This window comes from Nocardia carnea (assembly GCF_029868325.1).
Taxonomy (GTDB): Bacteria; Actinomycetota; Actinomycetes; order Mycobacteriales; family Mycobacteriaceae; genus Nocardia; species Nocardia carnea_C.
Map to the genome: position 1 here is coordinate 1 of NZ_JARWNW010000189.1, position 11,612 is coordinate 11,612.

Consider the following 11,612-nt stretch of genomic DNA (forward strand, 5'->3'; position numbering starts at 1 on the left):
GGCCAGTTCCACCAGGGTCCGGGCGGGCGGTCGGCCCCGCCCCGGGGGGGGTGGGGTGGTTTTTTTTTGGTTTTCGTGGGGTTTTCGTATCTCCCCCCCTACCGCCCCCCGGCGGGGGGCCCCGCGCCCGCCCTGCCCACCCTGGGTTTCGGTGTCCTGCCCCTGCTGGGCGCGGTACCGGAGAGTGTGGCGGCGGAGGTGTTTCCGGCGGTCGCGGAGGGCGCAGTACTCACCGCGGCCATCAGCGAGCCCGGTGCACCGCTGACCACCGAGCCCACCACCAAGGCGGAGATCTCCGGCGATACCGTGCGGATCACCGGCTACAAGGTGGCGGTGCCGTGCGCGGATCAGGCCCGGTGGCTGCTGGTCACCACCGAATCCGGGGTCGCCGTCGTCGATGCGAAGGCGGCGGGCCTGTCGTTCGCGCCGTCCTCGGTATCCGGCGGGCTACCCGAATTCTCGGTGAAACTCGACGGGGTGCAGATCCCGGCCGACCGGTTGCTGGCCGATGCGGGCCCGCGACTGCACCGGTTCGTACTCGCCACCATCGGCGCCGTCGCCGACGGCCTGCTCTCCGGCGCGGTGAAACTGACTGCCGCGCATGTGGGTACCCGGCAGCAGTTCAACCGGCCGCTGGCGGAGTTCCAGGCGGTCGCCCAGCAGATCGCGGACCTGTATGTGGTCTCGCGTACCCTGCACGTCGCGGCGGTTTCCGCGAACTGGGCACTCGGGCAGAACGATCCGAGCCCCGAACAGCAGCAGCGGATCGACGACGATCTGAACGTGCTGGCCTATACCGTGGCCGCGGAACTGCCGCGCGCCATGCAGAAATGTCATCACCTGCACGGCGGTATCGGAGTGGATGTCACCCACTCCATGCACCGCTATTACTCACAGTCCAAGGACCTCGCCCGCTGGCTGGGCGGCGCCGCGCTGCGGCTCGAACGATTGGGGGCAGGGTGTTCATCGATCTGACCAGCGAACAACGCAAACTTCGTGACGATCTGCGTGCCTATTTCGCCGATCTCGTCACTCCGGAAGAGTCCGCCGAAATGTTGGTCAACCGGCACGGCGACGCCTACCGCGCCGTGGTCCGCCGGATGGGCCACGACGGCTGGCTCGGTGTCGGCTGGCCGAAGGAGTACGGCGGGCACGGGTACGGCCCGGTCGAACAGCAGATCTTCTACAACGAGGCCTCCCGCGCCGATGTTCCGCTGCCGCTGGTCACCCTGCTGACCGTCGGCCCGACACTGCAGCAGTTCGGCACGCAGGAACAGAAAGAGAAGTTCCTGCCCGGGATCCTTTCCGGCGATATCCATTTCGCCATCGGTTACTCCGAACCGGAAGCCGGCACCGATCTCGCCGCGCTGCGGACGAGCGCGGTGAAGAACGATTCCGGGGACTGGGTCGTCAACGGCCAGAAGATCTTCACCACCGGCGCGCACGAGGCCGATTACATCTGGCTGGCCTGCCGCACCGGTTCGGTGGAATCACGGCATCGCGGGATCACCATCCTGATCGCCGATACCACTGACCCGGGCTATTCCTGGACCCCGATCATCACCGCCGACGGCGCGCACCACACCAATGCCACCTACTTCGACGATGTCCGGGTTCCGGCGAGCATGCTGGTGGGCGAGGAGAACAAGGGCTGGCGGCTGATCACCACCCAGCTCAACCACGAGCGGGTGAGCCTGGGTCCGTCCGGCAAGATCGAACAGCTCTACGACAAGGTTCGTGACTGGGCCGAGCCGCGGGCGATCCTCGACGAACCCGAAGCGCAGCGCGCACTGGGCCGTATCCACGCCATGACCCGGCTCAACGAACTGCTGAACTGGCAGGTCGCGGCGACCGCGGAGGATCCGGACACCGATCAGTCGCAGGTCATCGCCGATGCTTCGGCGACCAAGATCTTCTCCACCGAATCGCTGCAGGAAGCCGGCCGGCTGGCCGAAGAGGTCGTGGGCCGCTTCGGCGACCCGGCCGATCCGGCGACCGCGGAACTGCTGGGCTGGCTCGACCGGCGCACCAAACAGAACCTGGTGGTGACCTTCGGTGGCGGCGTCAACGAGGTCATGCGCGAACTCGTTGCCTCCGCGGGCCTGAAACTGCCCCGGGTTCCACGTTGACCGGGTTCGGCCGGATCCCGTGCCCCACCCACTATCACTGAGGAGCAGTTCCTTGCCGGATACAAGTACTCCGGAAGAGATCACCGCGGCCGCGGAGAAGATCATGGCGGCCGGCGCCAGCGCGCCCCGGCTCGGCCGTGACCCGGTGAACCAGCCGATGATCAACAACTGGGTGGAGGCCCTGGGCGATACCAATCCGGTGTACGTCGACGAGGCCGCCGCCAAGGCGGCCGGGTTCGACGGGATCGTCGCACCGCCGGCCATGGCCCAGGTGTGGACCATGCTGGGGCTGGGCGGCCGCCGCCCGGCCGACGATCCCATGGAGGCCACCAACGCCCTGCTCGATTCCGCGGGTTACACCTCGGTGGTCGGCACCAACTGCGACCAGATCTACCACCGCTACCTGCGGCCCGGCGAAGAGGTGAACATCACCAGCGCGCTGGACAGCATCGTGGGCCCGAAGAAAACCGGGCTGGGTGAAGGGTTCTTCCTCACCTACCGCACCAGCTGGTACGTCGGTGACGAACTCGTCACCGAAATGCTGTTCCGCATCCTGAAATTCGCGCCCGGCACCGGTGCGCCCCCGAAGCCGTCGGCCGCCGATCGGGTCCGCCCGCTGGTCTCCCAGGACACCGAATTCTTCTGGGAGGGCGCGAAAGCCGGCGAGCTGCGCATCCAGAAGCTGCCCGACGGTACGTTGCGCCACCCGCCCGTTCCCGCGATCTGGCAGGACAAAACCGAACCGGTCGACTATGTCGTCGCCTCCGGTAAGGGCACCGTGTTCAGTTTCGTCGTGCACCACGCACCCAAGGTCCCCGGCCGCGACCTGCCGTTCGTGGTCGCGCTGGTGGAACTCGAGGAAGGGGTGCGAATGCTGGGCGAACTGCGCGGTATCGAACCCGGCGAGGTCGAGGTGGGACTGCCCGTTGTCGCCGATTTCGAAAAACTGGACGACGATACGGTGCTGCCGTTCTGGAAGGTGATCCCGTGACGACAACATTCGATCCGGCGGCGGTCGCGGTGGGCACCGAACTGCCCGAACTGTCGATCCACGCCGACCCGACCTTCGTGATCAGCACCGCCCTGGCCACCCGGGACTTCCAGGACGTGCACCACGACCGGGACAAGGCGATCGAGCGCGGTTCGAAGGATATTTTCGTCAATATCCTCACCGATACCGGCCTGGTGCAGCGGTTCGTCACCGACTGGGCGGGCCCGAGCACGGTGGTGAAATCCATTTCGCTGCGTCTCGGTGTGCCGCTCTACGCCTACGACACCCTCACCCTCACCGGCAAGGTGACCGCGCTCGAGGGCTCCGAGGTCAGCCTAGAGGTGATCGGCAAGGACAGCCTCGGCGATCACATCGTCGCGAAGGTCGTCATCGATATCGCGCGCTGCGGCGGAGGTACCCAATGAGCAACTCAGAGCATCCACTGTCCGGCCGGGCCGCCATCGCGGGTATCGGCGCCACCGATTTCTCCAAGGAATCCGGCCGCAGTGAACTGCGGCTGGCCGCGGAAGCGGTGACGGCCGCGCTCGCCGACGCCGGGCTCACCCCGGCCGATGTCGACGGCCTGACCACCTTCACGATGGATACCAACCTGCAGGTCGCGGTCGCGCGGGCGACGGGTATTCCGCAGCTGAAGTTCTTCAGCCATATCGGCTACGGCGGCGGCGCGGCCTGCGCCACCGTGCAGCAGGCCGCGATGGCGGTGGCCACCGGGGTCGCGGATGTGGTGGTGGCCTACCGGGCGTTCAATGAACGGTCGGTCTCGCGGTTCGGGCAGTTCTCCACCTCGCTGGCCGCGGCGCCGACTTCCTCCGGGATCGACGCCGGCTGGTCGTATCCGCACGGTCTGGGCACGCCCGCCGCGCAGGTCGCGATGGTGGCGCGCCGGTACATGCATATCTACGGCGCGACGAGCGCAGATTTCGGACGGATCGCCGTCGCGGATCGCAAACATGCCGCGGTGAACCCGGACGCCTTCTTCTACAACAAGCCGATCACCCTCGACGACCACCAGAAGTCGCGCTGGATCGCCGAACCGCTGCATCTGCTGGACTGCTGCCAGGAATCCGACGGCGGGGTCGCGATCGTGGTGACCAGTGTGGAACGAGCCCGCGATCTGCCCAACCCGGCCGCCGTGATCACTGCCGCCGCCCAGGGCAGCGGCGCCGATCAGTACGTGATGACCAGCTATTACCGCGACGCGCTCACCGGACTCCCGGAAATGGGACTCGTCGGCGACCAGCTGTGGGAACAGAGCGGTTTACGTCCCGACGATATCCAGACCGCAATTCTGTACGACCACTTCACGCCTTTTGTACTCATGCAGCTCGAGGAACTGGGTTTCTGCGGACGCGGTGAGGCGAAGGATTTCATTGCCGGCGGAGCAATCGAAATCGGTGGAAAACTACCGATCAATACCCACGGTGGACAATTGGGCGAGGCATATATCCACGGGATGAACGGTATCGCCGAAGGGGTCCGGCAATTGCGCGGAACCTCGGTGAATCAGGTCGAGAATGTGGAGAACGTACTGGTCACCGCCGGTACCGGGGTGCCGACCTCGGGTTTGGTGCTCAGCGCCGACCACGCCGCCTGAGCTGCGCCCGGGCGACCGGGAGCGAATGCTCGAGGTCGCCCGTGTCGATGCGGTGGTCACCACGTATCGGGGGAGCGAGGGAATACCGAGATTCGCGAAGTCGCTCCAGCTCGAGTCTCTCGCTCCACGACCTACCGGCGGGGCCTCGGCGGACCACCCGCATGGACGCCGCAAGGTGTACGCCTCTCGCTAACTGCCGAGGACAAGTGCCCTGTGAGCTTCGAATCCGCCGGCCGAACCGGACCGGCAGGGCGGTCCCGAGTGCGGCCTGTTTCGCTGCTCGGTGGCCGCGCGATTTGCGAGGCTGCCGCCTTCTGCACGGCACGGCCGATTGCCGGTCTGCTCCGAGTCGGTCGTGGGGAAAGTGCCGTTGGGAGTGGTGTGCGCACCAGCCGGAGGCCGGGCCGGTTCGAAAATCATGAGCGCCGAGGGGCGCATCGGGGATATTCGGCGCGTGGCCAAGGTGATTCCCCTGCTCGGGGCGGTTCGTGGTCGGTGTCGAAACCGAACGAGGCGGGCTGCGGAACCGTCGGGGCGGAACCTCCGGCCGGGCAGAGGCCGGCGGGGTTTTCGTCAATCCTGGTGGACGTGCGCCGCGGGCCGGCGTTCATGACCGGCGGTTCGCGCATCGGGCGAGTTGAGACTCGTCGCCACGCGTTTCGCGGGACCGTTCCCGGTGCACCCGGACGCTTGTGAGTTTTCACAGTCGGGAACAAGATATAACTGTCGATTACTCAATGGGCAGTAGGTTTGCCGGCAAGGGGCTGGTAACGGTGGAAAACTCGTCATTTCATATTCTCGAATCGCTCCCGGACCGGCCGTCCGGCATGTAAATATGTGGCAGTTCTTGGCAGTACACATGGTGGAGTCGAAGTTTTGGCCGGGTCGCGGGCGCTGATCGCGCGCATTGTGGCGGTGTTCGCGCTGCTGTTCTGCGCTGTCGTCGCGCTGCGCGGGCATATTCCGGGGATGCCGGAAAACTCGGCGGAAAACGCCGGTGGCGCATCCGCGGTGCTATCGGTCGTCCTCATGCCCGTCCTGCTCACCGTATCGATCGTGGTGTTGCTGGCCGGGGTCATCGCCAGCCAGCACCGGCTGCCGTTGGCCATGCCCGACCTGGATGCCGACGACACCGAGCAGACCTGGCGGCTGGGTCGCTTCGGGTTGTTCGTGCTGTTCGTCCTGGCCGTCGCCGGAGTGCTGGCCTCGATTGTTTTCGCCGTTTATTTCATCGGGTTCCAGCGCCCCGGCGAGCAGGTTCCGGCGGCACCGGAGCAGCGTTCCGAACAGCCCGCCCGCCCCGTAATGCCGCCCGGTATGGAAGAGGACGAACCGGTCCTCACCGGCACCGGTTTGATACTGGCCACCGCCGCCGCCGCGACCTTGGTGGCTGTGGCGGTGACGGGCCTGGTGGTCGTCACCGTGAACACCCAGCGCCGGGAACGCAAGACCGAGTCCGAGGAGGCCGCGGTCGGCACCGGCGAGCAGTTGCGTGAGGAAACCCTGTCCCTGGTGAAGGCCGCCGAGATGGGGCTGGCCGCGATGAACGCTCCCGGCCAGGACCCGCGCACCGCGATCATCGCCTGTTATCTGGCGATGGAACGCGGACTCGTCTACGCCCGCGCCGCCGCGCCACTGGCCTCCGACACTCCCATGGAGGTGCTGGCGCGGGCGTTCGAACACGGCGCCCTGCACGATGCCTCCGCCCGCGAGCTGGTCGCGTTGTTCGAGGAAGCCCGGTTCAGTCCACACGCCATGCTGGAGTGGCAGCGGATGCGCGCCGAACAGCTGTTGCGCGTGGTGCTGTCCGATCTTCAAGGCACGCCGATAGCCGGCGCGCCCGATACGGAGTTGCCTGATCAAGTGGCATATCTGCCCGGCGGGACGGTGGCCCGATGACCCGCCCCTGGATTGTTGCGACCGCGATCCTCGCCGTCGCCGTTGTCGAAATCGTGGCCTATCTACGGGCCCGCGAATTCATGTTGATCGCCGCCGGTGTGCCCGTGGCGATCGCGCTGTGCTGCTTCGTCTGGGTGCTGCTGCGCCCGGAGAAGAAAGAGAAGGAACTCGTCGACGAGATGGAGAACGGGCCCGCCGAAATGCTGCGCCACTGGCATGCCCGCGCCGAAATGCTCGTCGACCGTGCCGACGGAAACCGGGCCGACTGGGATCGGCATCTGCGCCCGCTGCTGGCCAAGGAGTTCCAATTGTCCGCCGGATTGCGGGTCAGCAAGAACCGGCGGGCGCTGGAAAGTGCCGGTATCCATCTTTTCGGCGCCGAATTGTGGCGCTGGGTGGATCCGGCGGATTCGGCGTTGCGTGACCAGAACACGCCCGCGCCGGGTCGCGCGGCTCTGGACGAGATCCTGAGCCGCCTGCAACGAATGTGAGATGGGTCGACGCATTGCGAGTAAAGACATGACGATGCCCTTGGACGCGACTGTCCAACGCACCGAAGCCGTGCTCCGGGAGGTGTCCCGGGTCGTGGTCGGTAAACGCGATGAGCTACAGCTCATCATGATCGCGATCCTGTCCGGCGGGCACGTGCTCATCGAGGACCTGCCCGGTCTGGGCAAAACATTGATCGCCCGCTCGTTCGCGGCGGCGCTCGGCCTGGATTTCACCCGGGTGCAGTTCACCCCCGACCTGTTGCCCGCCGATCTGCTCGGCTCCACCATCTACGACATGTCCACCGGCCGCTTCACCTTCCGCCGGGGTCCGGTGTTCACCCATATGCTGCTGGCCGACGAGGTGAACCGCACCCCGCCGAAAACCCAGGCGGCGCTGCTGGAGGCGATGGCCGAGGGACAGGTGAGTATCGACGGCGAAACTTTCCCGCTGCCACAGCCGTTCGTGGTCCTCGCCACCGACAACCCCATCGAATACGAGGGCACCTACCCGCTGCCGGAAGCGCAGCTGGACCGTTTCGCAATTCAATTGCGCCTCGGTTATCTCTCCGAACTCGACGAAACCGAGATGATCCGGCGCCGGCTGGAACGCGGTGCGGCGCAGCCACGAGTGCATCAGGTGGTGGACGCGAAGGGGCTGCTGGAAATGCGGCACGCGGTCGAATTCGTTTCCGTGCACCCGGATGTGGTGGGTTATGTGGTGGCGCTGGCTGCGGCGACCCGCGGGCATGCGCAGGTGGAGGTCGGGGCCAGTCCGCGGTCGGAACTGGATCTGGTGCAGATGGCGCGCGCCCGTGCGCTGCTGAACGGCCGCGACTACGTCATCCCCGAAGATGTGAAAGCCCTCGCCGTACCCGCCATGGCGCATCGCATCACCCTGCGGCCGGAAATGTGGGTGCGCCGGATCCGCGGCGAGGATGTGATCGGCGAACTCCTGCGCCGGCTCCCGGTGCCGCGCGCCGCCACGCAATGAGACACCGCGACGCCACCGCCACCGTAGAGGCGAGGTTGCGCTGGCGCCCCGCTCCGCTGACCTATCTGCTCGCCATCGCCTCGGCGGTCGCACTGTTCGGCGCGGTGATCTCGGCCAGCTGGCAGCTGGTGGTTTTCGCCGCGCCGATGCTCGGGGTGCTGGCCGGCGCGCCCTGGCAGGTATCGCGTACACGGATCCAGGTGGACGGCGGCGGCACCCAGCGGTGTTTCGAGGGGGAACAGGTCACGGTCACCATCGCCGCGTTCGTCGACCAGGGACACGCCCTGCTGCGCTGCACACCGGTGGTCACCGACGGTATGACGGTCACCGTCGACGAATCGTCGGATTCCGGGACAGCGCCCGCCGGATTGCGGCTGACGGTTTCGGCGCAGCGGTGGGGTCGCTATCCGATCTCGGTGCGGGTGAAGGCATTGAGCCCCGCCGGGATGGCGCTGGCCACCGTCACCCTGCCCGCCGGGGAAATCTTCGTCTACCCGGTCACCGATCCCCAGCGAATACCCTTGCCGCGCACCGAACTTCCCGAACGACTCGGTGTGCACCTGACCCGCCGGCACGGCCCGGGCGTGGAGTACGCCGATATCCGCGCCTACGCCCCCGGCGACCAGCTCCGCATCGTGAACTGGCCGGTGAGCGCCCGCCGCGGCCGGTTGTATGTGACCGAACGCCTGACCAACCGCTCCGCGGATGTCGTCGTCCTGGTCGATACCTCCCAGCAGGCGCCCGGACCGGCCACCGACGCCCTCGAACTATCGGTCCGTGGCGCCGCGCAGGTGGTGCAGTCCACATTGCAAGCCGGCGACCGCACCGCCGTGGTCTGCCTCGGCCGATCGCCCCGCTGGCTGCGCCCCGATATCGGGCGCCGCCAGTTCTACCGCATCGTCGACACCGTCCTCGACGTCGGCGACGAGCACATCCCGACCACCGGCACCCTCGCGCCGTGGGCCGCGGTCCCGCTCGGCGCGGTTGTCGTCGCGTTCTCCACGCTGCTGGACACCCAGTTCGCGCTCGCCCTCATCGACCTGCGTAAACGCGGTCACGTGGTGGTGGCGGTGGATGTGCTGCGCGGCAGTCCGTTCGCCGGCGACCTCGACCCCACCATGGAGAAGATGTGGCAGCTCGAGCGGATGTCGATGTACCGCGATATGAGCACGGTCGGCGTCGATATCGTCGGCTGGGCCGCTGACGCCCGGCTCGACCAGACCATGCGGCTGCTACCGCGGCACCGGCGGATGATGCGGGTACGCCGATGACCAAATTCCTCGCCCACCTCGCCGGAACCCTGCTGGTGCTACTGGTCGCGTTGATCCAGCCGTGGGCGGCCCCGGCCGCGATCCTCCTGGTGATCATCGGCTGGTGGTGGCGTCTGGCTGCCGTCGGCGCGGTACTGCTGGTGATCGGGGTCCTGGGCCTGTCCGACGCCGGGCTGATCGCGGCCGCCGCCGCGGGCCTGGTCGCCACCACCTACCTGCTGAACATCGCCACCGTCACGGCTCCACGCGGGGTTGTCCCGACTACGCTGCCCTCGGTGATCGGCGCCGTCGTCTGGACCGGAGCCGCGGCCGGTGCGGCCGCGCTACCGGTCGAACTGGTCTGGTCGCCCGTGGTCGCACCGGTCTTGGTCATCCTGCTGTCCTCGATCCTCACCTACAGCATCACCGCGACCCGCCGCCGTCCCGCGAAAGCAGTTTCCGCGCCCGGCGCCGAACGGCCGGAGCAGAGCTGAGCCGCGCCTCGGTAGCCGTGTGCGCCGGCCGCGCAGGATCCACCTGCCGGGTTTCCTGTTGACGAGCGTGATGTCGCCGCCGTAGTGGTCCAGGACCCGGGGATCCATTACCGCGCGCCACAGCGGTGGGGCAGCGGCGAGCAGAACCATGGTGGCGTAGCCGAACGGCAGCTGCGGGGCCTCCTGCGAGCTGCGAAGCGTCTGGTAGCGACGGCCCGGATTGGCGTGATGGTCGCTGTGGCGTTGTAAGTGGAGCAGGAAGACATTGGTGACCAGGCGGTCACTGTTCCAGCTGTGGCGGGGCGAGCAGCGCTCGTATCGGCCGTCGGGACGGCGTGCCCGCAGCAGCCCGTAGTGCTCGAGGTAATTCACGGTTTCGAGCAATCCGATACCGATCACGGCCTGCAGCGTGAGAAACGGGATGATGCCGGGCCCGAAGACGAGAATCATCGAACCGAACAACACGAGGCTCATCGACCACGCCTGCAGCAGCTGATTGTCGCGGCCCCACCACCTCTTGCCCTTACGGGACAAGCGCTCACGCTCCAGCGTGAGCGCCGACCGGAAACCGCCGACGACGCTGCGCGGTATGAACGCCCACAACGACTCGCCGAAACGCGCGCTCGCCGGGTCGCCGGGGGTGGCGACACGGACATGGTGGCCGCGGTTGTGTTCGACGAAGAAATGACCGTATCCCGACTGTGCCAGTGCGATCTGTGCCAGCCGGCGTTCGAAATGTTCGGCCCGGTGGCCGAGTTCGTGGGCCGCGTTGATGCCGATACCCGAAACGAGTCCCATCGTGACGGTCAGGCCCAGTTTGTCGACGAGCTGCAGTTCGGGTGCGGACCACAGGTATCCCGCGATGGCCAGGCCGGTGAACTGGATCGGCAGGAAAAGGAATGTGCACCACCGGTAGTAGCGATCATTGGACAAGGCCTCGTAGTCCTCGTCCCGTGGGCTGCTTCCGTCGCAGCCCACCGTGACGTCCAGGATCGGGATCACCAGGAACACCACGATCGGCCCGATCCACCAGAACAACGCCAGCCCCGTGAGGTCGACCAGTAGCGACGGCAGCAGCGCGCAACCGGGCGCCACCGTACTCAGGATCCACAGATAGCGTTTGGGGTCGCGCGCATTCGCCCGTCTGAGGATTGCCAGATCACGCGCCCGCGACCAGCCGGTGCCACGGGATCGTGACAGCCCCGCCGCCGGATCGGGGCGCTGGAGTACCGGAACCGATCTGGTCTTCACGGCATCAGGGCAGGGCCGCGCAGTTCACCGGGGCGGGCACACCGGCGAGGCGATCGGTCACCCAGGGCACCGAGGTCGTCATCGACGGGAAGAACGCCACATCGTGTGTGCTGAGGAATCCCGCCATGGGGGGCACGGCGGCATCGGCCTCCAGCTGAACCGGCGTACCGCCACCGCACCAACTCGCGGCGATACCGCGAGAGGCCGGGAACATGTCATCGTTGCGCGCCGAATATATCCGCACCGGCACCTCCGGAGCCGTCCCGCCGAGCCGCTGCTCGTCGAATGCCTTCTTCAACTCCGGCGAGCTTTCGATCACCGCATTGATCGGCTGTCCACTGGTGGTCCAGCGGGACGTGTGCTGCGGTTGCGTGAGCGCGTTCGAGAGGCCACCGCCGCATTTGCCGATCGAATCGTTGAGGATCGCCTTACCGGTGTCGTTCAGGACGGTATCGAGTACGGGCCGGGTTTCGGGGTAATCGGCGGCGATACCGTTGAGGA

General features: G+C 67.0%; 11 protein-coding genes. 9 read left to right on the plus strand and 2 right to left on the minus strand.

Going from position 1 to position 11,612, the window contains the following annotated elements; genetic code table 11:
- Positions 1-75: 75 nt before the first annotated feature.
- From QH196_RS15195 to QH196_RS15235, 9 genes are all read left to right on the plus strand, one after another.
- Entirely contained in the window at positions 76-975 is a 900-nt protein-coding gene (locus QH196_RS15195) for an acyl-CoA dehydrogenase family protein (protein WP_280416434.1), read from the plus strand.
- Positions 960-2,129, plus strand: coding sequence for an acyl-CoA dehydrogenase family protein (locus tag QH196_RS15200; RefSeq protein ID WP_280416435.1), 1,170 nt, complete (start codon positions 960-962; stop codon positions 2,127-2,129). The genes QH196_RS15195 and QH196_RS15200 overlap by 16 nt, the downstream gene beginning before the upstream one ends.
- A gap of 103 nt (positions 2,130-2,232) precedes the next feature.
- Positions 2,233-3,120 carry a bifunctional MaoC family dehydratase N-terminal/OB-fold nucleic acid binding domain-containing protein gene (locus QH196_RS15205; RefSeq protein WP_280416443.1) on the plus strand — a complete coding sequence of 296 codons (888 nt, stop codon included), beginning with the start codon at positions 2,233-2,235 and terminating at the stop codon, positions 3,118-3,120.
- The gene (locus QH196_RS15210) at positions 3,117-3,545 is read left to right on the plus strand and encodes a MaoC family dehydratase (protein WP_280416436.1); all 429 of its coding nucleotides are present in this window, start codon (positions 3,117-3,119) and stop codon (positions 3,543-3,545) included. The genes QH196_RS15205 and QH196_RS15210 overlap by 4 nt, the downstream gene beginning before the upstream one ends.
- On the plus strand, positions 3,542-4,735 hold the full coding sequence (locus tag QH196_RS15215) for a lipid-transfer protein (protein WP_280416437.1): 1,194 nt from the start codon (positions 3,542-3,544) through the stop codon (positions 4,733-4,735). The genes QH196_RS15210 and QH196_RS15215 overlap by 4 nt, the downstream gene beginning before the upstream one ends.
- Positions 4,736-5,611: 876 nt before the next feature.
- Positions 5,612-6,634 (plus strand): DUF4129 domain-containing protein, encoded by a 1,023-nt coding sequence (locus tag QH196_RS15220; protein WP_280416438.1) that lies wholly within the window; start codon positions 5,612-5,614, stop codon positions 6,632-6,634.
- On the plus strand, positions 6,631-7,125 hold the full coding sequence (locus QH196_RS15225; protein ID WP_280416439.1) for a hypothetical protein: 495 nt from the start codon (positions 6,631-6,633) through the stop codon (positions 7,123-7,125). The genes QH196_RS15220 and QH196_RS15225 overlap by 4 nt, the downstream gene beginning before the upstream one ends.
- A 28-nt stretch (positions 7,126-7,153) precedes the next feature.
- On the plus strand, positions 7,154-8,116 hold the full coding sequence (locus QH196_RS15230; RefSeq protein ID WP_280416440.1) for an AAA family ATPase: 963 nt from the start codon (positions 7,154-7,156) through the stop codon (positions 8,114-8,116).
- Entirely contained in the window at positions 8,113-9,387 is a 1,275-nt protein-coding gene (locus QH196_RS15235; RefSeq protein WP_280416441.1) for a DUF58 domain-containing protein, read from the plus strand. The genes QH196_RS15230 and QH196_RS15235 overlap by 4 nt, the downstream gene beginning before the upstream one ends.
- Positions 9,388-9,710: 323 nt before the next feature.
- Here QH196_RS15235 and QH196_RS15240 read toward each other — a convergent pair whose 3' ends face one another.
- Together QH196_RS15240 and QH196_RS15245 are read right to left on the minus strand one after the other, a co-directional pair.
- Positions 9,711-11,018, minus strand: a complete 1,308-nt coding sequence (locus QH196_RS15240; protein ID WP_432279501.1) for an alkane 1-monooxygenase — start codon at positions 11,016-11,018, stop codon at positions 9,711-9,713.
- 97 nt (positions 11,019-11,115) lie between these two features.
- Positions 11,116-11,612: lipase family protein (locus QH196_RS15245; protein ID WP_280416442.1), on the minus strand; the 497-nt coding region annotated here is incomplete at its 5' end.

Coding starts and splice junctions, on each gene's coding strand:
- QH196_RS15205 (WP_280416443.1), top strand. CDS start 2,233: ATGGCGGCCGGCGCCAGCGCGCCCCGGCTCGGCCGTGACCCGGTGAAC.
- QH196_RS15215 (WP_280416437.1), top strand. CDS start 3,542: ATGAGCAACTCAGAGCATCCACTGTCCGGCCGGGCCGCCATCGCGGGT.
- QH196_RS15225 (WP_280416439.1), top strand. CDS start 6,631: ATGACCCGCCCCTGGATTGTTGCGACCGCGATCCTCGCCGTCGCCGTT.
- QH196_RS15230 (WP_280416440.1), top strand. CDS start 7,154: ATGACGATGCCCTTGGACGCGACTGTCCAACGCACCGAAGCCGTGCTC.
- QH196_RS15235 (WP_280416441.1), top strand. CDS start 8,113: ATGAGACACCGCGACGCCACCGCCACCGTAGAGGCGAGGTTGCGCTGG.